Annotated in this window: 24 protein-coding genes; 9 read left to right on the top strand and 15 right to left on the bottom strand. The window is 63.8% G+C overall.

Annotated features, from left to right (window positions below; all coding sequences use genetic code 11):
• Positions 1-107: 107 nt before the first annotated feature.
• Together RQH14_RS17090 and tdh are read right to left on the bottom strand one after the other, a co-directional pair.
• Entirely contained in the window at positions 108-1,301 is a 1,194-nt protein-coding gene (locus RQH14_RS17090) for a glycine C-acetyltransferase (protein WP_311214346.1), read from the bottom strand.
• Between the two features lie 47 nt (positions 1,302-1,348).
• A complete protein-coding gene (tdh, locus tag RQH14_RS17085) occupies positions 1,349-2,395 on the bottom strand; it encodes an L-threonine 3-dehydrogenase (protein ID WP_311214345.1) in 1,047 nt (348 codons plus the stop codon).
• 107 nt (positions 2,396-2,502) lie between these two features.
• Here tdh and RQH14_RS17080 point away from each other — a divergent pair, with 107 nt between their 5' ends.
• On the top strand, positions 2,503-3,441 hold the full coding sequence (locus tag RQH14_RS17080) for a LysR family transcriptional regulator (RefSeq protein ID WP_311214344.1): 939 nt from the start codon (positions 2,503-2,505) through the stop codon (positions 3,439-3,441).
• Positions 3,442-3,451: 10 nt separating this feature from the next.
• Here the strand turns inward: RQH14_RS17080 and RQH14_RS17075 are convergent, their stop codons facing one another.
• From RQH14_RS17075 to RQH14_RS17055, 5 genes are all read right to left on the bottom strand, one after another.
• Positions 3,452-4,636 (bottom strand): Gfo/Idh/MocA family protein, encoded by a 1,185-nt coding sequence (locus tag RQH14_RS17075; RefSeq protein ID WP_396136278.1) that lies wholly within the window; start codon positions 4,634-4,636, stop codon positions 3,452-3,454.
• Between the two features lie 26 nt (positions 4,637-4,662).
• A complete protein-coding gene (locus RQH14_RS17070; RefSeq protein WP_311214342.1) occupies positions 4,663-5,715 on the bottom strand; it encodes a LacI family DNA-binding transcriptional regulator in 1,053 nt (350 codons plus the stop codon).
• A 56-nt stretch (positions 5,716-5,771) separates the two neighbouring features.
• Positions 5,772-7,430, bottom strand: coding sequence for a sugar ABC transporter substrate-binding protein (locus tag RQH14_RS17065; protein WP_311214341.1), 1,659 nt, complete (start codon positions 7,428-7,430; stop codon positions 5,772-5,774).
• Positions 7,431-7,507: 77 nt separating this feature from the next.
• Positions 7,508-8,431: a carbohydrate ABC transporter permease gene (locus tag RQH14_RS17060; protein WP_311214340.1), complete on the bottom strand. Its 924-nt coding sequence runs from the start codon at positions 8,429-8,431 to the stop codon at positions 7,508-7,510.
• A 42-nt stretch (positions 8,432-8,473) separates the two neighbouring features.
• Complete coding sequence (locus RQH14_RS17055) at positions 8,474-9,508, bottom strand: ABC transporter permease subunit (protein ID WP_311214339.1); 1,035 nt, start codon at positions 9,506-9,508, stop codon at positions 8,474-8,476.
• 603 nt (positions 9,509-10,111) lie between these two features.
• Here RQH14_RS17055 and RQH14_RS17050 point away from each other — a divergent pair.
• Positions 10,112-11,134, top strand: coding sequence for a formylglycine-generating enzyme family protein (locus RQH14_RS17050; RefSeq protein WP_311214338.1), 1,023 nt, complete (start codon positions 10,112-10,114; stop codon positions 11,132-11,134).
• Here the strand turns inward: RQH14_RS17050 and RQH14_RS17045 are convergent, their stop codons facing one another.
• From RQH14_RS17045 to RQH14_RS17025, 5 genes are all read right to left on the bottom strand, one after another.
• On the bottom strand, positions 11,135-11,692 hold the full coding sequence (locus RQH14_RS17045; RefSeq protein WP_311214337.1) for a hypothetical protein: 558 nt from the start codon (positions 11,690-11,692) through the stop codon (positions 11,135-11,137). It lies immediately after the preceding gene.
• 74 nt (positions 11,693-11,766) lie between these two features.
• Complete coding sequence (gatB, locus tag RQH14_RS17040) at positions 11,767-13,275, bottom strand: Asp-tRNA(Asn)/Glu-tRNA(Gln) amidotransferase subunit GatB (RefSeq protein WP_311214336.1); 1,509 nt, start codon at positions 13,273-13,275, stop codon at positions 11,767-11,769.
• Positions 13,275-14,828 (bottom strand): Asp-tRNA(Asn)/Glu-tRNA(Gln) amidotransferase subunit GatA, encoded by a 1,554-nt coding sequence (gene gatA / locus RQH14_RS17035; protein ID WP_311214335.1) that lies wholly within the window; start codon positions 14,826-14,828, stop codon positions 13,275-13,277. Before gatA ends, gatB begins: the two co-directional genes overlap by 1 nt.
• 4 nt (positions 14,829-14,832) lie before the next feature.
• Entirely contained in the window at positions 14,833-15,129 is a 297-nt protein-coding gene (gene gatC / locus RQH14_RS17030; protein ID WP_089594284.1) for an Asp-tRNA(Asn)/Glu-tRNA(Gln) amidotransferase subunit GatC, read from the bottom strand.
• Between the two features lie 227 nt (positions 15,130-15,356).
• Positions 15,357-16,874, bottom strand: a complete 1,518-nt coding sequence (locus tag RQH14_RS17025; protein WP_311214334.1) for a CitMHS family transporter — start codon at positions 16,872-16,874, stop codon at positions 15,357-15,359.
• Positions 16,875-17,030: 156 nt separating this feature from the next.
• On the opposite strand from RQH14_RS17025, the gene RQH14_RS17020 reads away from it, so the two are divergent.
• On the top strand, positions 17,031-18,731 hold the full coding sequence (locus RQH14_RS17020) for an ATP-binding protein (protein WP_311214333.1): 1,701 nt from the start codon (positions 17,031-17,033) through the stop codon (positions 18,729-18,731).
• Positions 18,724-19,383: a response regulator gene (locus RQH14_RS17015; RefSeq protein WP_311214332.1), complete on the top strand. Its 660-nt coding sequence runs from the start codon at positions 18,724-18,726 to the stop codon at positions 19,381-19,383. Before RQH14_RS17020 ends, RQH14_RS17015 begins: the two co-directional genes overlap by 8 nt.
• A 70-nt stretch (positions 19,384-19,453) precedes the next feature.
• Here the strand turns inward: RQH14_RS17015 and RQH14_RS17010 are convergent, their stop codons facing one another.
• The gene (locus tag RQH14_RS17010) at positions 19,454-19,834 is read right to left on the bottom strand and encodes a RidA family protein (protein ID WP_311214331.1); all 381 of its coding nucleotides are present in this window, start codon (positions 19,832-19,834) and stop codon (positions 19,454-19,456) included.
• Between the two features lie 57 nt (positions 19,835-19,891).
• Positions 19,892-20,404 (bottom strand): GNAT family N-acetyltransferase, encoded by a 513-nt coding sequence (locus RQH14_RS17005; protein ID WP_231339484.1) that lies wholly within the window; start codon positions 20,402-20,404, stop codon positions 19,892-19,894.
• A 52-nt stretch (positions 20,405-20,456) separates the two neighbouring features.
• On the opposite strand from RQH14_RS17005, the gene RQH14_RS17000 reads away from it, so the two are divergent.
• The 5 genes from RQH14_RS17000 (at position 20,457) to RQH14_RS16980 (ending at position 24,995) form a co-directional block, all read left to right on the top strand.
• Positions 20,457-20,696, top strand: a complete 240-nt coding sequence (locus RQH14_RS17000) for a hypothetical protein (protein ID WP_311214330.1) — start codon at positions 20,457-20,459, stop codon at positions 20,694-20,696.
• A 182-nt stretch (positions 20,697-20,878) separates the two neighbouring features.
• Entirely contained in the window at positions 20,879-21,985 is a 1,107-nt protein-coding gene (locus tag RQH14_RS16995) for an ABC transporter substrate-binding protein (RefSeq protein ID WP_311214329.1), read from the top strand.
• Between the two features lie 2 nt (positions 21,986-21,987).
• Positions 21,988-22,899 (top strand): ABC transporter permease, encoded by a 912-nt coding sequence (locus RQH14_RS16990; RefSeq protein ID WP_311214328.1) that lies wholly within the window; start codon positions 21,988-21,990, stop codon positions 22,897-22,899.
• Positions 22,875-23,597: an ABC transporter ATP-binding protein gene (locus RQH14_RS16985; protein ID WP_311214327.1), complete on the top strand. Its 723-nt coding sequence runs from the start codon at positions 22,875-22,877 to the stop codon at positions 23,595-23,597. The genes RQH14_RS16990 and RQH14_RS16985 overlap by 25 nt, the downstream gene beginning before the upstream one ends.
• A 30-nt stretch (positions 23,598-23,627) precedes the next feature.
• Positions 23,628-24,995, top strand: a complete 1,368-nt coding sequence (locus RQH14_RS16980; RefSeq protein ID WP_311214326.1) for an LLM class flavin-dependent oxidoreductase — start codon at positions 23,628-23,630, stop codon at positions 24,993-24,995.
• Between the two features lie 37 nt (positions 24,996-25,032).
• On the opposite strand, the gene RQH14_RS16975 is transcribed toward RQH14_RS16980, so the two are convergent.
• Positions 25,033-26,241 carry an AAA family ATPase gene (locus RQH14_RS16975; protein WP_311214325.1) on the bottom strand — a complete coding sequence of 403 codons (1,209 nt, stop codon included), beginning with the start codon at positions 26,239-26,241 and terminating at the stop codon, positions 25,033-25,035.
• Between the last annotated feature and the right edge of the window lie 8 nt (positions 26,242-26,249).

Here is a 26,249-nt window from a genome sequence, read left to right as displayed (position 1 = left end):
GATGCTCTCCCACTTTCTTGAAGAAAGTGAGAGAGCATTGGCCTTAAACCCGCGGGACGTGAGAGACCGTCGGCCTTAAACCCGAGGGATGTGAGAGAGGGTTGGTCTTAGGCCACCGCGGCGCGACTCTTGACGAACGCCTGAACGCACGCTTCGACGTCGTCCGCGCTGTGCGCAGCGGAGAGCTGTACGCGGATCCGGGCCACGCCCTTCGGCACTACCGGGAAGCTGAAGGCCGTGACGAAAACGCCGTTGTTGAGCATTTCGTCGGCGACCTTGGCCGCAACCACGGCATCACCGAACATGACGGGGATGATGGCGTGCTCGCCGTCGAGGAGTTCGAAGCCTTCCTCGCTCATGCGGCGGCGGAACAGTGCTGCGTTCTCGAACAGTCGGGTACGGAGTTCGCCGGATTCCTGGACCAGTTCGATCGCCTTGATGGTGGCCGCAACGATGGCCGGGGCGAGGGAGTTGGAGAACAGGTACGGGCGAGCCTTCTGGCGGAGCATCGCCACAATCTCGCCGCGGCCGGAAACGTAACCGCCCGACGCACCGCCGAGGGCTTTACCGAACGTGCCGGTGTAGATGTCCACACGCTCGGAGACACCGGCGTGCTCCGGAGTGCCGGCGCCGGTGGGTCCCATGAAGCCGACGGCGTGGGAGTCGTCCACCATGACCAGGGCGTCGTGCTTCTCAGCGAGGTCGCAAATGGCCTCAAGCGGCGCAAGGAACCCGTCCATGGAGAACACGCCGTCCGTGACGATGATCTTCCGGCGGGACCCCTCGGCCTCCACCAGCTTTGCTTCGAGGTCCGCCATGTCCTGGTTGGCGTAGCGGAAGCGCTTGGCTTTGCTCAGGCGGATGCCGTCAATGATGGACGCGTGGTTCAGGGAGTCCGAGATGATGGCGTCTTCGGGGCCAAAGAGTGATTCGAACACGCCGCCGTTGGCGTCGAAGCAGCTGGAGAACAGAATGGTGTCCTCGGTACCGAGGAACTTGGAAACGCGTGCCTCGAGTTCCAGGTGCAGGTCCTGGGTTCCGCAGATGAAGCGCACGGACGCCATACCGAACCCGCGCTCGTCCATGGCGTACTTCGCGGCGGCAATGATGTCCGGGTGGTCAGCCAGGCCCAGGTAGTTGTTGGCGCAGAAGTTCAGGACTTTGTTGGCGGGCTGGCCGAGCTGGCCTGCGGCGATGTGGCTGGCCTGCGGCGAGTCGATGTGGCGTTCGGTCTTGAAGAGGCCGGCGCTGCGGATCTCGTCCAGTTCGCCTTGCAGCTGGTCTTTGATGGCTGAGTACATAAGGGGTGCTCCTAAAGTTGTGGGGGCCGGGTGCAGTTCAGGTCCAGCTACAGTTCAGTCCAGTCGAGGACCACTTTGCCGCCGGTGCCGTTGCGGGCGATCTCGAAGCCCTTCTCCCAGTCCTTGGCAGAGAGCTTGTCGGTGACTACCGCGGAGATGTTGCGGTGCAGCACGGGGTTGGAGGACAGCATGGCGCTCATGGCGTACCAGGTCTCAAACATCTCGCGGCCGTAAATGCCCTTGAGCGTGAGCATGTGCGTGACGACCTTGCCCCAGTCGATGTCAATGGATTGGCTGGGGAGGCCGAGCATGGCGATGCGGCCGCCGTGGTTCATGTTGTCGATCATCTCAGGCAGTGCGGTGGGGTGTCCCGACATTTCCAGGCCGATGTCGAACCCTTCGCGCATACCCAGTTCCTGCTGGGCGTCGCGGACGCGCATCTTGGAGACGTCGACGGCCAGGTCAACGCCCATCTGGCGGGCAAGTTCCAGTCGCGGAGCAGAGACGTCCGTGATGGCGATCTTGCGGGCGCCGGCATGGCGGGCGACGGCGATGGCCATGAGTCCGATGGGACCGGCACCGGTGATCAGCACGTCTTCGCCGACCAAAGGGAAGCTCAGCGCGGTGTGGACGGCGTTGCCGAAGGGATCGAAGATGGCACCGAGTTCCGGGGTGACGGATTCATCGTGGTGGACCCAGACGTTGGTTTCCGGGATGACGACGTATTCAGCAAAAGCACCATCGCGCTGCACGCCGACGGAGACGGTGTGGATGCACATCTGGCGGCGTCCGGCGCGGCAGTTGCGGCAGATTCCGCAGACCACATGGCCCTCGCCGGAGACCCGGTCCCCTACCTTGACGTCGCGGACGTCTTCGCCAATTTCCACTACTTCGCCATAGAACTCGTGGCCGGCGATCAGCGGCGTTTCGATGATGCTCTGGGCCCAGGCGTCCCAGCTCTGGATGTGCAGGTCGGTGCCGCAGATACCGGTGGTCATCACACGGATCTTGACGTCGCTGGGGCCCGCTTCGGGCTCAGGACGTTCGACGAGTTCGAACCCTGCGTGGGGTCCGGATTTGTAGAGAGCCTTCATGGGTTTCCTCACTGCCGGGGCTGCTTCGCTGCTGCTGAGTCCATTAGAGCCCCGTCAACGATTTAGCACAACTAGATTCTTCTCAATCAACGATTTAGGATTTGCTAATGGAAATACACCAGTTGCAGATGCTTCGCGAGCTTGGCGACCTCGGCAGCGTGAAAGCGGTGGCCGAGACGCTCATGGTCACTCCGTCGGCTGTTTCCCAGCAGCTCGCACTGCTGCAGAAATCGGTGGATGTGCCGTTGACGCGCAAAGAAGGCAGGGCCTTGGTGCTGACTGACGCCGGCCGCGTCCTCGCCGAGGCGGGTGCCGCCGTCGTGAACGCCATGGCAGATGCGCGGGCAGCAATCGGTGCCTATCACGATGCTCCGGACGCACCGGTAAGCGTGAGCGCGTTCCACAGCGCGGGGCAGGCGCTGTTCGCGCCGTTGGCGGCGCTGCTGGCGTCCGGAACAGCGTCCGACGGCGGGAAGTCGCCTCGCCTGCGACTGTCCGACGAGGATGTGGCCCAGGAGGATTTCCCCGGGTTGGCCGCACGGTACGACCTCGTTTTGGCACACCGGATGGACAACAGCCCGCAGTGGCCGGAGGACAAGGTGGCGGTAATTCCACTCGCAGACGAGCCCCTCGACATCGCCCTTCCCGCGGATCACCCCCTGGCGGGCCGGCAGGAACTGGAGCCATCCGACGTCGTGGGTGAATCATGGGTGACCAGCCGCGATGGCTACTCCCCCGCGGACGTGTTGGCCGCCGTCGTCGCCGTGAGCGGCAGACCGGCAGAGGTGCTGCACCGGATCAACGACTATTCGACCGTTGCGGCGCTGGTTTCCGCGGGCGGGGCGATCGGGCTGCTGCCGCGGTTCACAGCGCGACGTGTGTTGGATGCCGGAGTGGTGCTGCGTCCACTGTCCGGCGTGAATTCTGTGCGCAAGATCGACATCCTGGCCCGGCCGGAGACGCTCAAACGGAAATCGGTCATGACGGTTTGCGAGTCACTTCAAACCGTCATGACCGAGCTTGTGGACCTGTCCGGCCCCCGCTGACTGCGCGCGTTCAGTCGCGGACCAGGGCGGGCTGACCGGCGTCGAAGTACTCCACCAGTTCGGCAGGGAGCTCCGGAACCTCAAGCGCAGAGCCGTCACCGCGGAGTGATTCCGCGGCAAGGATGCCGGCCACGACTGCCTGACGGGCGGCAATGGGACTCGTCTGCGTTTGGCCGCCTTGGGACGCAAAGCGCAGGAACTCCTCGATCAAGCGGGGATCCGCGCCACCGTGGCCGCCTTCGCCGTCCTGGATGGTAATGACCTCGTCCGGTGCCGCGTAGCCGGATGACCGGCTGGTCCACACATTGATGGTCTCGCCAGGTCCGTCGCCGAGGTTTTCGATGCGGCCCTTGGTGCCGATGACGGTGTAGTTGCGCCAGTAGTCGGGTGTGAAGTGGCACTGCTGATAGGAGGCAAGCACACCGTTGTCCAGCACCATGTTCATCATGGAGATGTCTTCGACGTCGATCACTTCCGCCAGGTCCTTCTGCTCCGTGGGCGGCCAGTTGTCCATGGAGAACCAGTCACCCATGCGCTTTCCGGCGTTGTTGCTGCGGTTCGCGACGTCGCCGTAGACCGCGAGATCACCGACGGCGGCAACCCGCTTGGTGTAGCCCCCGGCAAGCCAGTGGATCACGTCGATGTCGTGGGCGCCTTTTTGGAGCAGAAGCGAGGTGACGTTGGCGCGCTGGGCATGCCAATCCTTGAAGTAATAGTCACCACCGTGACCCACGAAGTGACGGCACCAAACAGCCTTGACCTCGCCGATCCTGCCGTCCTCGATGAGTTGGCGCATCTGTACTACAACCGGCATGTGCCGCATGTTGTGGCCCACGTACAAGCGCGTGCCGGTTTCGTAGGCCGTTGCCAGGATCCGGTCCGCAGCCTCAATGGTGATGTCGAGCGGCTTCTCGCAGAAAGTGGGGATGCCCGCCTTGAGCGTTCGGACCGCGACGGCGGCGTGCTGGTTATCGGGGGTCAGGACCAGGACGGCGTCAATCCCACTGCTCAGGAGTTCTTCCAAATCCCCGGTGACTCGGGCCGTGGGGATCCGTTCTGCAGCATCTGCCCGGCCTCGTTCGCTGAGGTCGCAGACAATGGTGACCTCAGAGCCCTGACCTGGCTTGTGGGCGTGTTTCCACAGCCCAGAACGCAGGCCGAAACCTACGATGCCAACCTTCAAATCCTTTTCCATGGTGTGCAATTTCCTTCTTCTGTTTCTTAGTAAAGTCTGATTGCGGCGCTGCGGTGCGGCGCCGATTCACGCACGAACAAGTGCCACGGGAAGTCCAGGACGTCGGGTTCCTCCGCTGCGGTGGTCTCAGCAGGGCCGGTTGCCCGCCGCAGGAGCAGCCGGGCCAGCTTGTCGAAGAAATCCACTGGACCTACGGTGCTGAGCGAGGGCGACATCCGTTCACCCTCCACAGTGTTGCCCACGCCGATGATGTCCACATCGGTGCCTACGGAAAGGCCCAAACGCTGGGCAGCGTTGATGGCGCTGACGGCGGCGAAATCCGTCGTGGCATAGATGGCAGTTGGCCGGTCCGTCATGCTGAGCACCCGGGTTGCCGCAGCGTATGCCCCTGCGCTTGTGCCATCGAACAATCCCACATAGTCCTCGCGTTCAGGAATGCCCGCATGCTCCAGTGCCTCGACATATGCCCGGTACCGGGTGCCGCCGGAGGTTCCGGCCGCCGTGGCAGGAGTCAAGCAAGCAATCCTGCGATGGCCGTGGAGCAGGTGCTCCACGGCCATGCGGCAGCCTGGCCCCGCGATGGATCGAATGACATCGAAGCCGTCCGCTGGGACCTCTTCGTCAAAAACCACCAGGGTGGTTCCATGCTCTGCCAGTTTGCGCAGGGCACCCCGCTGTTCAGGACGGACGGCGTCAACGAACACGGCATCGGCGTTGTGTGTGCCGAGCACTTTGACCCAGTCCGCGTCCCCAAGGATCATCGGTGTGATTCCCAAAGGACCGGCCGCCTTTTGCACGGCCTCGATCACGGACAAGGACCAAGGATCGGACAGCATGGTCAGCGACAGGATCACGGTATTGGTGCGCCCTGTCCGGATGGCCCGGGCAGCCTGGTTGGGACGGTACCCCAGCCGCTCCGCAGCCGCCTTGACCTTTTCCGCCGTCGGATCCGAAACGCCCGGTCCGCCGTCGCCGCGGCGACCGGACAGCACGTAGGAGACCGTGGCCGTGGACACTCCTGCCAGTTCGGCCACCATGCGGATGGTGGGCCGGACTCCGGTGGTGCTTGCTTTTGCCATGGTTCCCCCTGCTGATCTTCTTGGTCGTGGCGCGTTGGTTCGTTGTTGGTTTGAGGCTAGCTTCTGAACACCGGCACGTTGGGGTCCAACGCGGCCTGGTACTCATCGCGCATCTTGTCGCCGCCTTCGCTCTTCCAGCGCTTGACGGCATCCTTGAGTTCGTCGATCTTGGCGCGGCCGGTGATGATGTCCACCACCTTGTCGCGAAGCTGCTTGGTGATCTTCGCTCCCACCTTGGCGTTGGTGTCCGAGTACGAACCGTTAGTGGGGTTGCGCCACGCGAATTCGAGGAGCTTTTCCTCCTGCTGGCTGACGTACCGGGTGTCGTCGTCGAATCCCGGGTTGAAGATGACGTTCTCCGGGCTGGACATGATGTTCAACGCCGAGACGAGGCCTGGTGCGTTGGTGGTCCCTGTTTCGGTGCGCGCCGGGTTGCCGGAGCCATCGATCGTGTAGTCCTCGCCGAGCTCGCCAAAGTTCTTCTGCATGTACTCCACCGTGCCAAACGGCGCCGACAGGTAGTTGATGAGCGCCAGCAGTTCGCGGATCTTGCCCTCTTCGGCCTTCTTGAACGGCGTGAAACCCACCGTGCCGTAGCCCATGTCATACACAGGCTTGACCTTGCCGTCGGCACTGAAGGGAATGAGGACATCGAACTGGGCAGTCTTGTTCAGGGCACGGTAGCTGCGGATATCGTGCGGGCCCACCACAACCTGCGCGGCAACACTGCCGTTCGCCACACGGGAGCGGATGTCCGTGGCCTTGGAGTCCGGGTAGAACACGCCCGCCGCGAACATCTTGGCCGTGAACTCAACACCGGCCAGGTATTCGTCGGTTTCATACAGGTGGGTCAGGGTGCGGTCCTTGTTGACGGCCCAGCTGTTGGGGGCGCCAAACCATTCCGTGACCATGTGGAGGGCGTTGATGTAGGCCGGCTCCAGCGCATATTGCTGGTCGCCGGGACGGGTCAGTTCCTTGGCCTTCTCCAGGAATTCGTCGGCGCTGGAAGCTTCAAATCCACCAACCTTGTTCCACATGTCGTGGTTGCCCAGGTACACCTGGCCGAACGGGGTACTGGGGATGGGGGCTCCCCAGATCTTGCCGTTCACGACGGCGGTCTTCCAGGAATCGGGCTTCAGTGCGGCCAGGTTGGGGTACTCCAGCACGGCGTCACCGGAGAAGTACGGCGTCAGGTCCTGGAATTTGGCCTCCAGCATGGGGCCGACGTTGGGAATGCCCTGGTTCGGTGGAACCCACATCATGTCCGGGAGATCGTTGCTGGCCAGGACGGTGGCGAATTTGGCCGGGTAGCCGTCTCCGATGTCTTCGGCGATCTGGAGCTCCAGGTCCCCGCCGAGCTTGGCGTTGAGCCGCTGCCAGAAGGGGTTGTCCTTCAAGCCCGGGCTCATGGTGTCGAAGGTTTCGGTCAGGCCGGTCACCTTGCCCTTGAGCGGCTGCGTCTTCACGGACTGCACAGCAGTGGGCAGCTTGAAGTAGCCGGCTTGGAGGCCCTTGGCGTTGCCCGCGATGTCCGGGGTGACGCCGGTGAATTCCTTATACGTGGGCAACTTGACCGTCGCGGAGGCAGCGGCGCCTCCGTTGCTCGCGGTTCCGCCACCACCGCAGGCGGACAGGCCTGCAGCGGTCACGGCCAGGCCTGCGAGGCCAAGGAAACCGCGGCGGCTGAATCCAGCCTGAGAGGTAGTGCTCGTCATGGCATAACCCTTTCTGGTTACTTGCTTTTCTGTGAGGTTTGAGTGCTTTGGGGTATTTTCTGGACTTCGGGAGGGAGTTAGCCCTTGACGGCGCCGGTGATGACGCCCTTGGCAAAGTGCTTTTGGAGGAACGGGTAGACCATCAGGATCGGGACCAACGCCACGACAACTACGGCCATCTGGATGGACTGCGGCGGAGGGGTGGTGGTGATTCCCAGTTGGTCCGCCGCACCACTGCCCTGGACCACGAAGTTGCGGAGCAGCAATTGGATGGGCCACTTGCTGTGATCGTTGATATAGAGCAGGGCGTTGAAGAACGAGTTCCAGAACCCGACGGCGTAGAACAGCCCGACGACGGCGATCACGGGTTTGGACAGTGGCATCACGATGCGCCACAGGATTTGCCAGTCGTTGGCGCCGTCGATCCTGGCACTTTCGATCAGTTCGCCCGGGATGTTCATGAAGAACGATCGCATCACCACAAAGTTGAAGGCTCCAAAGATGCCCGGAAGAATCAGGGACCACAAGGAATCGAGCAGGCCCAGTTGACGGATCATCAGGAACGACGGGATCAGGCCAGGCGCAAACAGGAGCGTAAACAGGACAGCCAGAATCACGGGACGGCCAAAGAGCACCGTGCGGCTGGTGGCGTACGCCATGGTGATGGTCACGAACAGGGCCAGGATGGTGCCGACCGCGGTGACCAGCATGCTGACACCCAGTGACTGAAGCACCATGGGGCCCTTGAAGATGGTGGCGTAGGCCTCCAGCGTGGGACGCTCGGGCCAGAGAACAAAGCCGCCTGCCTTCACCAGTTGTTCGGTGTCAGCGAGGGACGTGGACACCACCAGCAGGATGGGCGTGAGGATGGACAAGCTGAAGACGATCAGTACTATCGCTTTGATCGTTTGGTAGAGGGCGGAAGGCTTCTCCTTCCACACCGGGCGCTTGGGGTTGTAAGTAAGCTCCCGGGATTTCCTGGTAAAAAGTGTTGTTGCCATGGGGTTCTCCTTGTGCGGCAGGCGCGCGGGTCAGCGTGGTTGTCAGCGCACTTGTTTTGCGAAGATTCCGTCTTCGCCGAAGCGGTGGGCAAGTTTGTTGGCGCCGTAGATCAGCAGCGCGCTGACCACACCCTTGGCGAGGCCGGCTGCAGCACCCGAGCTCCAGCCACCTCCTACTACGCCGGTGTAGTAGGTGAAGGTGTCCAGCACTTCTGCGGCCCCGGCGCCTACAGCGTCGCGCTGGAGGATGAACTGTTCAAAGCCGACTGAGAGGATGTCGCCGATGCGCAGGATCAGCAGGAGCACGATCACGGGCCTCAACCCGGGAAGGGTGATGTGCCACATCCGGCGCCAGCGACCGGCACCATCAGCTGCCGCAGCTTCGTAGAGCGAAGCGTCGATGCTGGCCAGGGCTGCAAGGAAGATGATCATGGCCCAGCCGGCGTCTTTCCAGATCATCTGGACGACCACCATCACGGGGAAGGTTTCCGGGTTGGTCATGAAGGGAATGGGATCCATGCCCCAGTCCCTCAGCAGGTTGTTGACGAAACCAGCGCCGCCCAACATCTGCTGGAAGAACGCGATGACAAGCACCCAGGAAAGGAAGTGGGGCAGGTAGGCGATGCTCTGGAAAATGCGGCGAACCCGCGTACTGATGAGGGAATCCACGATCAGCGCCAGGACCAGCGGCACCGGGAACAGGAAGACCAACTGCCACGCGGCCAGGTACAGGGTGTTCCAGAACGCGTGGATGAAGTCCGGATTCCCGAACAGATCCACGAAGTTCTGCCAGCCGACCCACAAGCTGTCTCCGATGCCCAAGTACGGCTGGTAGTCCTGGAACGCGATGACGTTGCCCAGGATGGGGATGTAGAAGAAGAGCAGCAGGAAGGCCACACCCGGGACCATCATGAGCAGCATCTGCTTGTCGCGTCGCAGGCGGGACCGGAAACTCTGCTGCGGGGGCTTGCTCCGTTTCCGATTCTTTGAGCCGGCCCCAGGGGCGCTCCCCCGTGCCGGCGCCGCGACCCGGCGGGCTTCGGGCTGTGCCGGAGCCTGTTCCGTCGTCGAGTTCATGCTGTCTCCTCAAGTGCCGAGCCGGAACCATCAATGTGATCCAAGCCACGCTCGTTAACCGTTTAACAAACCATAAGTGACCCGCATCTCTTTTTGCAAGATCATGATCGAAACTGAGTGCAGAAATCACTTTTCGTCACTTCGGGTTGGGGTGGGGGTTGGCTTCTGGGGCGAGGGGGTGGGCCACGGGTTCGTCAATGTGGCCCCGCACCCGTTCCCGCCATCCGCACCACTACGGACTGGTGCATCTGGCGGAAAGTGGTGCGCCACCGGCGAAGAAGTGGTGCGCGGGGTGGGAAGTGGTGCGCCACCGGCGAAGAAGTGGTGCGCGGGGTGGGAAGTGGTGCGAGGTGTGTGGCGGGGGTGGGCTGGCTTCTGGTGCAGAGTGCGCCACGGGTTCGTCACTGTGGCCCCGCACCCGTTCACGCCATCCGCACCACTACGGACTGGTGCATTTGGCGGAAAGTGGTGCGCCACCGGCTAAGAAGTGGTGCGCGGGGCGGAAGGTGGTGCGTGGTTGAGGTGGGTGCAAGGAACGAGCGTGTGGCAGGCCACCGGACCCCGCTAAAGTACAAGCAGTTGGTTTTCAGACAGAAGGTGGACATGGCAGATTGCTGCAGCCCGGGCGCCGGCGCCAGGGAACATTCGACGCCGGGGCTGACGCTCCCCCTGCGCGCGGTGGGGGGACACCCGACCAGCGGCCCAGCCGGGACCACCCCGACCACCCCGACCACCCAGAACAACCAGAACAACCAGGCCAGCGACGTCCAAATCCCCGGCGGGACGTTCACCATGGGCGATCCCTTCAACGAGGGCTATGAAGGCGATGGCGAATCACCGCTGCACGAGGTCGCGGTGTCCCCCTTCCGGATCAGCGCCACAACAGTGACCAACCAGGAATTCGCGGAGTTCGTCAACGCCACCGGCCACCGCACCGAATCGGAAATCTTTGGAACATCAGCCGTGTTCCACCTCGCCGTGAAAGCCGAGCCACATGGGATTCTCAACCGGGTCAACAACGTCCCGTGGTGGCTTAATGTCCGTGGCGCCGACTGGGCGCACCCGGCCGGGCCCCTCTCGAACTGGGAAAACACCCCGGACCACCCGGTGACCCACGTGTCGCACAACGATGCCCTCGCGTATTGCGAATGGGCCGGCCGACGCCTACCGACGGAAGCCGAGTGGGAATACGCGGCCCGCGGCGGGGTACCAGGACGGCGCTACCCGTGGGGCAACGAGCTCCACAACAACACATCAGGCACCGCCGCGCACAACTGCAATATCTGGCAAGGCGATTTCCCGTCCTGCAACACCGAAGACGACGGCTACCTCACCACCGCGCCCGCCAAGTCCTTCAGCCCCAACGGCTACGGGCTCTACCAAACCAGCGGGAATGTGTGGGAATGGTGCAGCGACTGGTTCCTGCCCAAGTACTACAAGACCTGCCTCGCGCAGGGAACAGTCGAGGACCCGCAGGGGCCCACTATCGGCCGGGGCCGGGTGATGCGCGGTGGCTCGTACCTCTGCCACGACTCCTACTGCAACCGCTATCGCCTGGCTGCCCGGAGCTCGAACACTCCGGACTCAGCCAGCGGCAACTTGGGCTTCAGAACTGTAGCCCTGTAACTATTTGGGGCCGTGGCCTCTGTGCCCGTGACCACCCTTGAGGCCGGCCGGCAGTTGGCCGGCCACCACCCTGGCAGCCATCACTGTATCGCCCTCCCGGGTGCCGCTGATGCGCAGCGTATCGCCGGACTTGAGGTCGGCAACCGTGGCCGACGGCAGCGATGGCTTGCCCTTGCCGTTTCGAAGCTCTGAAAGGTCGGCGGGCACCTTGGTGATTCGCGTATCCGCGTTGATCGAATAGCGTTGCGTAAAACCGTCATCGCTCTTCACGGTCATCTGGTTTTCGCCAACCGATTCAAGGGTTCCGGTCTGTGTGACCACAGTGCGGTACGTCCCGTCCTGCTGCTTCACCACGTGCTCGCCGTGAATTGCTTGGCCTCGGCCCTCGGCGGATTTGGCTTTCGCTGACACAGAGGGGCCGGGTGACGGAGAAACGCTCGACGGCGAGGGGCTGGGTTGGGTGCCTGCCCATACAGCGGCGGCCCCGCCGCCGGTCAGGGCGACGGCGATCCCGCCGGCAAGGAGGGCCTTTCGGAGGCCCGGTGAGAGTGTGGCCATGCATCCATTGTGCGCCCAAAAAGCAAAGTAGGCCGCAGTAAGACTGCGGCCTACTTTGATGGGACGAACGGTTGTTAGCCCTCGACGCCGAGCTTCTCCAGGATGAGTTCACGGACACGTCCAGCGTCAGCCTGGCCGCGGGTAGCCTTCATGACGCCGCCAACAATCGCGCCGATGGCCTGGACCTTGCCGCCTCGGATCTTCTCGGCGACATCCGGCTGTGCTGCCAGTGCTGCGTCGATGGCTTCCAAGAGGGGGCCGTCGTCGGACACAACCGCAAGGCCGCGCTTCTCGACGATCTCCGCCGGGGTTCCTTCGCCGGCGAGGACGCCGTCCAGGACCTGGGTGGCCATCTTGTTGTTGATCTTGCCGTCTTCTACGAGCTTGTTCAGCTCCACGATGACCTGCGGCGTGACACCGAGCTCGGAAGGATCGACGTCGGCCACCTTGGCGCGGCCCACGATCTCACCCATCCACCACTTACGGGCGACATCGGCGGAAGCACCGGCCGCAATGGTCTCCTCGATGGAATGCATGACTCCGGCGTTGACCACATCCCGGAATTCCAGATCCGAGTAGCCCCAAGCTTCCTTGAGGCGCTTCCGGCGCTCGGCCGGCGGCTCGGGAAGGGTAGCGCGGAGCTCCTCCACCCACTCACGGGAGGCGACGACGGGAACCAAATCCGGCTCCGGGAAGTAGCGGTAATCGTCAGCGTCGGACTTGGGCCGGCCGGACGTCGTCGAACGCGTGTCCTCATGCCAGTGGCGCGTCTCCTGGATGACCGGCTCGCCGGAATCCAGGACGGCAGCGTGGCGCTGGATCTCGTAGCGGACGGCATGTTCGACGGCGCGCAGCGAGTTCACGTTCTTGGTTTCCGAACGGATACCAAATCGTTCCCGGCCGTGCGGGCGCAGGGAAACGTTGGCGTCGCAACGCACGTTGCCGCGTTCCATCTTGGCATCGGAAACACCAAGGTTCTTCACGATCTCGCGAACAGCTGCGACGTACGCCTTGGCCAGTTCTGGCGCACGGCTGCCGGCACCCTCGATAGGCTTGGTGACGATTTCCACCAGCGGTACACCCGAACGGTTGTAATCCACCAGCGAGTAGTCGGCACCCTGGATGCGGCCCGCAGCGCCACCCATGTGGGTCAGCTTGCCGGCGTCTTCCTCCATGTGGGCGCGTTCGATCTCAACGCGGAAGACCGTGCCGTCCTCCAGCTCGACGTCGAGGTACCCGTCGTAGGCGATCGGCTCGTCGTACTGCGAGGTCTGGAAGTTCTTGGGGGTGTCCGGGTAGAAGTAGTTCTTCCGGGCGAAGCGGCAGGACTCGGCGATCTTGCAGTTCAAAGCAAGGCCGATCTTGATGGAGGACTCCACGGCCGTCTTGTTCACTACCGGCAAGACGCCGGGCATGCCCAGATCAACCTCGTTGACGTTGGTGTTCGGCTCGTCACCGAAGACGTTCGGTGCGGAGGAGAACATCTTGGTCTTGGTGTTGAGTTCCACGTGGACCTCGAACCCCAGGACGGGATCGTACTTCTCCATGGCCTCTTCGAAGCTCAGGGTTGCGTCGACGGACATTAGTTGGAACCTCCGGCGGTGGTTGAAGCTGAACTGAGCTCAGGCGCCTGCGCAAGCATCGGACCGCCCCACTTCTCTTCGAGCATGGATTCGAGGACCGCACCAACGCGGTACAGGCGGGCATCCTGGCGGGCAGGAGCCAGCAACTGGATGCCAACGGGCAGGCCGTCTTCGTCCGCCAGGCCGCCCGGCAGGGACAACCCGGGGATGCCAGCGAGGTTGGCGGGGATGGTGGCGACGTCGTTCAGGTACATCGCCAGAGGATCGTCCAGCTTCTCCCCCAGCTTGAACGCCGTGGTGGGCGCCGTCGGGGAGATCAGGACATCGGCCTTCGCAAAAGCTGCGTCGAAGTCACGCTGGATCAGCGTGCGGACCTTCTGGGCGGAGCCGTAGTAAGCGTCGTAGTAACCGGCGCTCAGTGCGTAGGTGCCCAGGATGATGCGGCGCTTCACTTCTTCGCCGAAGCCTGCGGCACGGGTAGCACCCATAACGCGCTCGATGGTCATGGGACCGTCCTTGGGCAAGACTCGCATGCCGAAGCGCACGCCGTCGAACTTGGCCAGGTTGCTGGACACCTCGGACGGCATGATCAGGTAGTAGGCGCCCAGGGCGTACTTCAGGTTGGGACAGGAAACCTCAACGATTTCAGCGCCGGCATCCTTCAGCAGCTGAAGCGACTCGTTGAAACGGTTCTCGACGCCGGCCTGGTAGCCCTCGCCGTGAAGTTCCTTGACGATGCCGATCTTCATGCCCGCAACATTGCCAACCCGGGCAGCAGCAACAAGATCGTTGAACGGATCGGTCAGCGACGTGGAGTCGAAGGGGTCGTGGCCGCCGATGACTTCCTGCAGCAGCGCCGAGTCCAAGACCGTGCGGGAAACCGGGCCGATCTGGTCCAGCGACGACGCCATGGCAATGGCACCGTAGCGGGAAACAGCACCGTAGGTCGGCTTCACGCCAACAGTTCCGGTGACGGCACCCGGCTGGCGGATCGAGCCGCCGGTATCGGTACCGAGCGCCAGCGGCGCTTCGAAAGCGGCGACGGCGGCAGCGGAGCCACCGCCCGAACCGCCGGGAATGCGGTCCAGGTCCCACGGGTTGCGGGTAGGGCCGTACGCCGAGTGCTCCGTGGAGGAACCCATGGCGAATTCGTCCAGGTTGGTCTTGCCCAGGATGGGCATCTTGGCCGCGCGCAGCTTCTTCACCACGGTGGCGTCGTACGGGCTGTGCCAGCCCTCGAGGATCTTCGAACCAGCCGTCGTCGGCTGGCCGATCGTGACGATGAGGTCCTTGACCGCGATCGGCACACCGGCGAGGGCGTGCAGTTCTTCGGCAGCGGAACCACCGGCCGCGCGGGCAGCGTCGACCTCGGCTGCAACAGCCAAAGCCTCTTCGCTATTAACGTGCAGGAAGGCGTTAACCTGACCATCGACGTCGGCAATACGGTCAAGATGCGCCTGCGTCACTTCGACGGCGGTAACCTCGCGCGAAGCCAGCTTGGCAGCGAGATCGGCAGCAGAGTGGCGGATGAGTTCGTTCTTCTGTTCAGTCATGTGATTAGCCCTCATCCAGGATTGCCGGGACCTTGAAACGGTTCTCGTAAGCATCCGGAGCGCCGGACAATGCCTGCTCAGCCGTGAACGTGTGGCCCACAACGTCCTCGCGGAACACATTGGTCAACGGAATCGGGTGCGACGTCGCCGGGACATCATCCCCCGCAGCTTCGCTCACGCTCTTGACCGAATCCACAATGACAGCAAGCTCAACAGCCATCCTGTCCAGTTCTTCGGCACTCATTTCAATGTGAGCCAGACGCGCAAGATGCGCGACGTCGTCACGGTTGATCGCAGCCATGGATCTCCCCTGCAAAGTTCAAATGGTTTTCCGAACCAGTCTACTTGGCTTGGGTGCGCCGGTCAGACGCTACACCCGCGAGCCATCCTCCGCGTGCTCGCTCGTTCCTCGCTTAGACGCACGCTTCCGGATGCCTCCCGGCCTTCGCAGCTGTCCGGAGCATAAACCCCAACGAGACAGCCGGGCGGACCATTTGCGCTCAGCTGTCTCGTTGGGGTTTGGATGGGTCAGCCGATGCCGATTGCTCCGGTCAGGACTCCGACTGCCAGCATGACCACCGAGACAACTGCCGTGCGCCAGAGGACCTTCTTGTGGTGGTCGCCCAGGTCTACCTTGGCCAAAGAGACCAACAAGAGGATCGCGGGAACCAGCGGGCTCTGCAGGTGGAACGGCTGCCCGGTGATGGAGGCGCGGGCCATATCCACTGCATCTACGCCATAGTGCGCTGCGGTTTCGGAGAGGACCGGAAGGACACCGAAGTAGAAGGCGTCGTTGCTCATGAAGAAGGTCATGGGGATACTGAGCAGCCCGGTGATGATCGCCATGAACGGACCCATGTCCGCGGGGATGATCTGGACCAGCCACTCGGACATCGCCTTGACCATGCCGGTGCCGTTGAGGACGCCTGTGAGGACTGCGGCGGCCATGACCATGCTGACGACGGCCACGATGGACGGTGCGTGGGCGATCAGCTGGGCGCCTTGGTCCTTGACCTTGGGGAAGTTGACCAGCAGGGCGATCGCGGAGCCCACCATGAACACGAACGGCAGCGGAACGATGTTGGCGACCAGGACAACCATGACGGCGACCGTCAGGCCCAGGTTGAACCAGAACAGCTTGGGACGAAGGGTGGAGCGGTTGGGGTCCAGCGCGGTGTCCGCCATGGCGGTGTCGTGATCGTCCACCAGCGTGGCAGGGTCTTCGAGAACCGCGACGCCGGAACCTCCGCCGGTTCCCGGCTTGCCTGCGGTTGAACCGTTGCGGCCAAAGCCGAAGCGGCCGGCGCCGAAGCGGCCGGCGCCGAAGCCTGAACCCGGGCCGGAACCTGCGGCGACAGAACCGCCGCGGCCGGTGCCGCCGTCGAACGCTTCGGAAGGATCGGCGACGTCGCCCCAAATTTCGGGGGCAGTGGTGCGGAGGCGGTTGCGTTCCTGCAGACCGAGCAGCCAGGCGAAGACCAGGACAACGATGAGGCCAACGATGAGGGACGGGACCATGGGGACGAAGACGTCATTGACATCGAGGTTCAGGGCGGTCGCAGCGCGGGCGGTGGGCCCGCCCCACGGGAGGATGTTCATGGTGCCGTTGGCCAGGCCCGCGACGCAGGTGAGGACTACAGGGCTCATCTTGAGTCGCAAGTACACCGGGAGCATGGCTGCAGTGGTGAGGATGAAGGTGGTGGAGCCGTCGCCGTCCAAGGAGACGGCCGCTGCCAGGATGGCGGTGCCGAGGACAACCTTGGCGGGGTCGTTACCCAGCTTGCGCAGGATGAACTTCACCAGGGGGTCGAACAGTCCGACGTCGATCATCAGGCCGAAGTAGATGATGGCGAACATGAGGAGCGCGGCCGTGGAAGTCATGGACTTCATCGAGTCCATCACCATGTCGCCGATGCCGAGGCCCGCACCGGCAAAAAGGCCGAAGACGGTAGGGACGATGATCAGCGCCAGGACCGGCGTCAATTTTTTGGTCATGATCAGGACCATGAATACCGCAATCATTGCGAATCCAAGCAAAACCAGCACGGCCGGCTCCTTACTACTGTGAATGGCGCCACGTCGGTGTGATGCGCACTACAGACGATATGGTGGCGCCGGTCACGGCGAGGGGTTTCCGGGAATTGTTGGGAATACTGCTCGTTGCGAACGTTTTGCGCATTGTGCTCAGTGATTCAATGGATCATGCGGTTTTCCACCCAGACCCTTCTCCTCCAACTGGGGGTTGTCCTGCTGGTGGTCCTGCTCAGCGGAACGGTCCACGCCTGGCTGGTGTACGAGCGGATCGGCACCGAAGCCGAGAACCAGGCGCTCACCCTTGCCAGGACGGTCGCCGCGGATCCCAGCATCAGGTCCGGCGTCCAAGTCATCAGCAAAGAAGAGGGAACACCTCCCCCGGAAGTCCTCGCCGTCGGCCCCCTGCAAGCGGCGGCCGAGGCGGTGCGGGCACGCACCGGCGCTTTGTTCGTGGTCATCACGGACGAAACCGGGCTCAGGCTGGCCCACCCGGAGACCGCGCGGCTGGGTGAACGCGTCAGCACGGACCCTTCGGTGGCACTGGGCGGTGAGGAAATCACTACCCGCAACACCGGCACTTTGGGACCATCGGCCGGCGCAAAGGTGCCCGTGTACTCCCCGGACACCTCCGGGGCAATCGTGGGCGAAGTCAGCGTGGGCTATTCCGTGGAGTCTCTCAGCAACAGCCTGGCCCGCGACATCGTACCCATAGCCCTCACCGCTGGTGGAGCTTTGCTTGCCGGCGTCCTGGCCTCGTTCTTGCTCCGCCGCAGGCTGCAGCGGCTCACCCTCGGCCTTGAGCCCGAGGAAATCAGCACCCTCGTCCACGACCAAGTCGCAGTACTCCAAGGCGTCGACGACGGCGTGATCGGTATCGCGGCGGACGGGCGCATCTCTGTGTTCAACGCCGCAGCCGCCAGGCTCTTGGACGTGCCCGATGCCACAGGACAGGACTGGGCGTCCGCCGCTGTTCCCGGACAACTCAAGCAGCTCACCCAGCCCGCAGCACGTGACGCGGAGGCTGTGGAAGTTGTCGCCGGCGGAAGAGTTCTGGTGGCAAGCGCGCGCAAAGCCTGGCATCGCAAGGAAGACCTTGGCTGGGTGGTCATGCTCCGCGACCGCACGGAATTGCAGCAACTCACCCGCCAACTCGACGCCGTGGGAACCATGTCCACGGCCCTCCGCGCCCAGCGCCACGAGTTCGCCAACCAACTCCACACGATCGCCGGTTTCATGAGCATCGGCCAGTACGAATCGGCCAAGGAATACCTGGCCCGGATCTCCGCAACGGGCCCGCTCAAGTTCCCTGTGGAGCAGGCTGAACTCCTCCAGGACGCGTACTTGCAGGCGTTTGTTGGCGCCAAGGGCGTGGAGGCTTCGGAGCGCGGTGTGGCCCTGCGCGTCGGCCCCGAAACCCTGGTCCGTGGGCACGTGGCCGATCCCCAGGACGTGACCACAGTGCTCGGCAACCTGATCGACAACGCGGTGAGCGCCGCCGTCGTCGGCTCCGCAGCGGACCGCTGGGTGGAGGTCGAACTTTTGGACGAGGCCACCACAACGGGCGGGACCTTGCACATCGTGGTGGGAGACTCGGGCGACGGTTTGGGGAGCCTTGAACCCGAGGAGGTCTTCGCAGAAGGATTCACGACGTCGGAACAACCGGTACGCTCGGGGGCTGGACAAGGTTTGGGGCTGGCGTTGGTGCGGCAGCTGGCGCGAAGGCGCGGCGGCGACGTCCGGGTTTTGGAGTCCGGCAGCCACGGCGGTCCGGGGGCGGTGTTCATGGCAACCATCCCCGGCGTCATGGATTCCGCGGAGCATGCGGGCACGGGGGCCGACTCGACGTTGAGGAAGGACAGCAGTGGCTGAGGATTTGAGGGTATTGATCGTGGACGACGATTTCCACGTGGCAAGGCTCCATGCCGCCTATGTGGATTCCGTGGCCGGGTTCATGGCCTTGGCGCCGGCGGGCTCTGTGTCCCAAGCCCTGCAGGCGATCCATAGCCTCCGCCCGGACCTGGTGCTGCTGGACGTGTATTTGCCCGATGGCTCCGGCCTGGACCTGCTGGGCCAGTTGGACGTCGACGCCGTCATGCTCACCGCGGCCTCGGACGCACAATCCATCAAGGTTGCCCTTCGCCGTGGCGCGCTGGGGTACATGCTCAAGCCCTTCACCGCGGAGTCCCTGTCCCAGCAACTCCGGTCCTACGCACGGTATCGCCGCATCCTCAGTCAGCAAACAGCGGTTGACCAGACCACCATTGAACGCGCCAAGCGCTCCCTGATCCCCGGTGACGTCACCCCGGCCGCGAAACCCCGCTCGGCAACCGAGGCGGCCGTCCTGGAATCCTTGCTTCCCGGCGAGCAGTATTCAGCTGCCGAGGTGGCGGAACGGGTTGGCGTTTCCCGGGCAACAGCGCAACGGTACCTGTCCTCGCTCGCGGACGATGGCGCCGTCGAAATCCAGCTGCGCTACGGAACTACGGGCCGGCCGGAACACCGCTACGGCGTCCCGGCCTGACCCAAGTAAGTAGGATTTGTGCGCGTTTTGACGGCTCACAACGCGCACAAATGCTACTTAGTTGGGTGCGCTACGCGGACTTCTGCGCCACGAGCTCGATCTCCACCAGCATCTCCGGGTCAAGGAATGGCAGGACGTGGACCAGGGCCAGTGTCGGACGGATTTCGCCGAACACCTCTCCGTGCGCGCGGCCGGCGTCTTCCCACTTGCTGATGTCCGTCAGGTACAGCTTGGACTGAACCACATCCTCGTAGGAGAAGCCCGCTTCTTCCAGGACGGCACCGAGCTTCTCGAGGATGTATTTGGTCTGCGAGTAGAAATCTTCGCCAACGATGCCCTCTGGCCCGGAGGCAGCCGTAGCCGAAATGAAGAGGGTGTTGTCCACCTGGACTGCGCGGGAGTATCCAAGGGTCTGTTCCCAGACCGAGCCCGTGCCGAATGTCTTGCGCATGCCGCGCCTTCCTGTCGCTTTCGCACGGTCCGGTGACCGGCGTTTACGAAGGAAACTTTATGACTGCGGAAGGTCCAGCCGGTAAACGAACAACTTTATGTCGGTACCGGGGACAAACCAGTCACGATGCGGTGCGCGGTCGAAGCCGGTGCGAGCGTAGAGGGCGTTGGCACTTTCCCACGTCGCGCCGGTAGTCAGCGAAACGGCCTTGATACCGTCCATGGCCTTGGCCTGGTCGACGACGGCCTGCACCAGGGCGCGGCCGGCACCGGAGCGCTGGACAGCCGGATCCACCACGAGGGTCCGCAGTTCCAGTTCATCGTCCAGGCCGATATCCGAGAAGCCGCCACCGGCAGGAGCAGCCGTCACGGAACCGATGACTTCCCCGTTGCGTTCTGCCACCAGGATCTCTGCGTGCTCCGCGCGTCCGGCCACGTCCTGGAGCTTCTGGAGGTACGGGTGATCGGCGTCGCCGTAGTACCCCGCGGTGACGTAGGACTCCTGCGTAATGCGGGCAACGGCGTCGTAGTCTTCGGGCAGGGCGGGACGGACGGTAATCGGCGAAAGCACCTACCAATGGTAGTCGGGTTCCCATCACCTACTGCGCCAAAGGGGCCTTTCCGTGATCGAACTATCAGTCACGTTCGGAACGCACGACGCCGGATGGTTGCCTCGCGCTGTTCGCCTGCGGAGCCGGCGGGCTCGGTTTGTGTTGCCTCCCGTGGCGTCGGATGGAGCCGCGTTGCGTGCCGTGAACCCCGGTTTCGTGCTGTTGCGGGGACATGTCGAAACGCTGGCGCGGGGTATCGCAGGCGTGTTTGAGTTGCACCACGGCGAACAACTGACGCCCTCACCACCGTGAAACTTTGTGGATGCAGAACAGGAGGAACCGATGCCCGCCACCGATGACCGCACACGCGTCACGCAGGCTCACTCCTGCTGTCCACCCCGCCTTCAGAACTAAGCGATCTCCACCGCTGCCCCCGTTCGATGCCTTTGGCTCCGGGCAGCCAGCGAAACACTTCCGCACCTGAAAGGCTTGACATGTCCTCCGCGCCCCTTCGCGCCCAAAAACACCCCACGACTCCACCCGGCCGCCGCCACGTCCTCGCCGCCCTCCTCGCCATCCCAGCGCTGAGCCTGCTCACCGCCTGCGGCGGAGCAGCAACAGCCGGCGGCGAGGCCACACAGGCCGCCCAAGTCACTGCGCCGCTGGCAACCACTGTCCCCGACGGCACCACCCTGGTAGTCGGCGATCCCACGGTGCAGGCCGCCCTGGAGCTCTCCGGCCTGGACAAGAAGCTCAGCTTCCCGGTGAAATTTGCCAACGTTTCCGGCGGTCCGGCCACCACTGAAGCGTTCCGTGCCAATGCCCTTGACGTAGGCTCCGTGGCTGATATCCCTCCGATCCACGCCACGTGGACCGGGCTGGACGTCCGCATCATCGCCAGCGTCTACCGCCAGGATGCCGTGAACCACCCGCTGTATGAACTGGGCATCGCCCCGGACACCGGCATCACCGACCTTCAGGGTCTCCGCGGCAAGAAGATCGCGTACAGCCCGGGACAGGCGCAAGGCGCCCTGGTCCTGCGCATCCTTGAAAAGGCAGGGCTCCAACACGGCGACGTGAAGCTGGTGGAACTGCCCAGCACCGGCGATACCTACTCCACCGCCCTGTCCAGCAAACAGGTTGACGCGGCACCATTGGGCGGCGTCCAGATCAAGCGCTATCTCGCCAAGTATGGGGGCGACGGCGGAACCACCTTGCGGCACGGCCTGCGCGACGACCCCGGTCACCTCTATGCACCGGCTTCGGTGCTGGATGACCCAGCCAAGGCCGCAGCCCTTGCCGAATACGTCGATCTCTGGGGACAAGCCCAGCGCTGGATCCAGGACCACCCCAAAGAATGGCTGGAGGGCTACTACGTGAAGAACCAAGGGCTCTCCGCCGAGGACGGCCAGTATCTGATCGATGCTGCCGGCGAGCGCGACCTTCCGACGTCCTGGACCGATGCGATTGCCCGACACCAGCAAACCATCGACCTCCTCTCAAGCGAGCAAAAGAAGCCGAAGCTGGACGCTGCCAAGCTGTATGACCTTCGCTTTGAGGCCATCGCCGGGACGTCGTACGCCGCCGGGAAGGGGGCATAGCCATGACCACCACTACCGCCCGGCGGGCCACCGCCACTGCTCCCCCGCCGAAGGTCGACGCCGGAACTCATCAGAGTGTCGTCGTCGAACCCCATCTTGACCCGGCCTTCCAGGGAAGGCCCGATGTCCGTCCCACGAGCCGCCGGCTCGGCCCTGGCCCACGCCGCCGCTTTGCCGGTTTGGTGGGCCCCGCCGCACTGGTGCTGTTGTGGGTCATCGCCTCGGCTACAGGCGTTCTGGACCCGCGTATCCTGTCCGAGCCATGGACCGTGGTGTCCACGGCGGGCGAACTGATCGCAGACGGGCGGCTGCAGGAGAACCTCGCCATTTCCGCCCAACGCGCAGGCTTGGGACTGTTCTTCGGCATCGTGGTGGGCGCTGTCCTTGCGGTCCTGTCCGGGCTGAGCCGAGTGGGCGAATCATTGATCGATGGTCCGGTGCAGATCAAGCGCGCCATCCCGGGCCTTGCTTTGATCCCGCTCCTGATCCTCTGGTTCGGCATCGACGAAACCATGAAGGTCCTCACCATCACGCTGGGCGTGTTTGTCCCCATCTACCTCCAGACCCATGCCGGGTTGCGCGGCATAGACCTTCGGTACGTCGAACTGGCGCAAACCGTTGGCCTCAGCCGGGCGGGATTCATCCGCCGCGTGGTACTGCCGGGAGCATTGCCGGGGTTCTTTCTTGGCCTCCGCTTCGCCGTCACGGGAGCCTGGGTGTCGCTGGTGGTGGTGGAGCAGATCAATTCAACCAGCGGCATCGGCTACATGATGGAGCTCGCCCGCACCTACGGCCAAACCAACATCATCGTCCTTGGCCTGGCCGTCTATGGCGTCCTGGGCTTGCTGTCCGACGCAGCCGTCCGGCTCCTGGAACGAAAGGCACTGTCATGGCAACGCACACTGGCGGGCTGACTTCGGCGCATCCCTTCAACGAGGTCTCCGTCCGTCACCTCATCCGCAGTTTCGGACCGAAAGGCGTCCTCAACGGGGTCGACCTCGATATCGCCCCCGGCGAGTTCGTCGCCCTCCTCGGCCCGAGCGGCTGCGGCAAGAGCACCCTGCTGCGGGCCCTCGCCGGACTGGATCGTGACGTCCGCGGCAGCGGTGTGGTGAATGTCCCGGAGCAGGTGTCCGTGGTGTTCCAGGATTCCCGCCTGCTGCCGTGGGACACGGTCCTGGGTAACGTCACCTTGGGCCTCAGGGATCACGACGCCGATGCCCGCGGCCGCCGCGCACTGGCCGAAGTGGGCCTGGCCGGCCGGGAAAAGGCCTGGCCGCACGAGCTGTCCGGCGGTGAGCAGCAACGGGTCGCCCTGGCGAGGTCGCTGGTGCGTGAGCCCAAGCTGCTCCTGGCCGACGAGCCCTTCGGCGCACTCGACGCACTAACCCGCCTGAAAATGCACGCCCTGCTGAAAGATCTTGTGACCGCGCACCGCCCGGCCGTCCTGCTCGTCACCCACGACGTCGACGAAGCCATCACCCTGGCCGACCGCGTCATTGTCCTCCAAGGCGGTCGCGTTGCCCTGGAACGCAAGGCCGGGACCGACGTCGACCATTCCACGCTGAGGGGCGAACTGCTCGAAGCCCTCGGCGTCCACGCTGCTGCCTGACCCCACGTATTTCGAACCAAGGAGAACCCCATGTCTGAAACCCAGCGCCACCTCCACCTGAATGCCTTCCTTATGAGCACAGGCCACCACGAAGCGTCGTGGCGCCTGCCCGAAAGCGATCCCTTGTCCTCCACCAAAGTGGAGCACTACCAGCATCTGGCCCGCACGGCCGAACGCGGAAAGCTCGATTCCATCTTCTTCGCTGACTCCCCTGTGCTCTTTGGCGAGGTTGGGCGCCGTCCTGCCGGCAAGCTGGAACCAACCGTGCTGCTCACGGCCATCGCTGCGGCAACGCAAAGGATCGGCCTGATCGCGACCGCTTCCACCACCTACAACGATCCCTTCAACCTGGCGCGCCGTTTCGCGTCGGTGGACTGGGTCAGTGGTGGACGTGCAGGCTGGAACGTCGTGACGACGGCGGGACCGGACGCTGCGCGCAACTTCGGCGTGGATGACCAGCCGGCCCATGCCGTCCGGTACGAGCGGGCCGCCGAGTTCATAGAGGTGGCGCAGAAACTCTGGGACAGCTGGGAAGACGACGCCATCCTCGCGGACAAGGCCGAGGGCGTCTGGGGTGACGACAACAAGATCCGGGCCATCGACCATGAGGGCAAACACTTCCGCGTTCGTGGCCCACTCAATGTTCCCCGGTCACCACAGGGCCACCCGCTGATCGTGCAGGCCGGCTCTTCCGAAGACGGCAAGAAGCTGGCGGCGCAGTATGCCGAAGCCGTCTTCACCGCCCACCAGACCCTGGCCGACGCCCAAGCCTTCTACGCGGACCTGAAGTCACGTACCGCAGCTGTGGGCCGCGACCCGGAAGGCATCAAGATCCTGCCGGGGATCGTCCCGGTCATCGGATCCACGGAAGCCGAAGCCCTGAAGCTTGAGCGTGAACTGGACGAGCTCATCAAGCCCGAATACGCCCGGGAGCAGCTGGCCAAGACGTTGCGCCTGAAGCCTGAGGACCTCCCCTTGGACCGTCAACTTCCTGCTGATCTGCCCTCCGAGGACGACATTGAGGGTGCCAAGAGCCGCTACACGCTGATCGTGGAACTGGCCCGCAGGGAGCAGCTCACCGTTCGCCAGCTGATCGGACGGCTGGGTGGAGGACGCGGGCACCGCACCTTCTCCGGAACACCTGAACAGGTTGCCGACGCCATCCAGGACTGGTTCTTTGCCGGCGCCGCGGATGGCTTCAACATCATGCCGCCGGTCCTCCCCTCAGGTTTGGAGATTTTCGTGGACCAGGTGGTGCCGATCCTGCAGCAACGAGGACTGTTCCGTACGGAGTACACGGCCTCCACCTTGCGTGGACACTACGGACTGGCCCGGCCTGAGAACCGCTACGCGGGCGCCTCCGCGCAGCAGCTCACGTCCATCGGATCGGCTTTCTGAGCCTGATCCATCGCATGACGTCCTGCGCTGGCCCCTTTCAGCGCTTGGGCCAGCTCCACAATGGACCTTCCAGCGAGCCCAGGCCCTTGATCCTGGTCTCGCCAAGGTCCTTGTAGAGCTCATGTTCATGGGCGGCACCGCTCTCGCGGAGGGAACTGAGCAAGGCCTTGGAATGTGTCACCACGATCATCTGGCTGTTGGCACTGGCCTGGACAATCAGTCCGGCCAGTGCCGGCATCAGGTCAACATGGAGGCTGGTCTCGGGTTCGTTGAGGACCATGAGCTCCGGTGGACGCGGTGTCAGCAAGGCAGCGCTCAGCAGAAGGAACCGTAGGGTTCCGTCCGAAAGCTCGGCAGCCTTCATGGGACGCAGCATGCCCGGCTGACTCAGCTCCACGCTGAACCGGCCGTCGTTGACGGCAATCTCCAGGCGGCTTCCCGGAAAGGCATGGCCGACGGCGGCATCCAACTGCCGCTCGAAGCCCACCTCGCGCAATGTTTGCAGAGCAGCAGCGAGATCCTTGCCGCTGTGATGAAGCACAGGTGTGCGGGTTCCGAGCTGCGCCTGACGAGCGGGAGCGTCGGCATCCGTGCGGAAGTGATCGTAGAACCGCCATGAACGGACCGAGTCACGAACCCGCAGAACTTCCGGCGCCCTGTCCTGGTCCGAAACCTCTGTCAGCATGCTCTGGAAGGTGTCCAACCTCCTGGATAACTCTGTCCACTCGCTGCCCGGTCCGCGCAGTTTTGCCAGGCTTCCCTTCCGGTCCACCAACAGTGAGCCTGGCCGCGCCACGGGGCCGGAGAAGATCTGCTCCCGTTTTATTTCGGGGTCCAAACTGAAGGCGGAGGGCCGGGGCCTGCCGGTTTCCTGGTCGAATCCAGCACCGCCAGGCGTTGGCATCCCCAGGTCCACCAGGTATCCAAAGTCGTCACCGGAGTAACCCAACTTCAGGCTTACCGACTCACGGCGGACCGTTCCCTGCACAGGCACGTCACCACTGCGCATGGCCTTGCTGATGGACTCCGGGCCGGCCCACAGCGTGGACGCCAAACCGCCGTCGCGGGCAAGTGAACCCACCACGTGGCCGGAGTCGCCCCCGGCACACTCGGCCAACAGCCGCAACGCGCGGTACAGCGAGGACTTCCCACTGCCGTTGGCCCCGGTCACGATGTCCAGGCCATGCAACTCCATGGCGAGGTCCCGGATGGACCGGTAGTTGGCGATGGCGAGGGTTTTGATCACGGGTTGAT

It is taken from the genome of Arthrobacter sp. WCS2018Hpa-7, from assembly GCF_031843805.1.
Lineage (GTDB): Bacteria > Actinomycetota > Actinomycetes > Actinomycetales > Micrococcaceae > Arthrobacter.
Note: the sequence above shows the minus strand (reverse complement) of the source record. Positions and strands in the feature narration are given on the sequence as shown.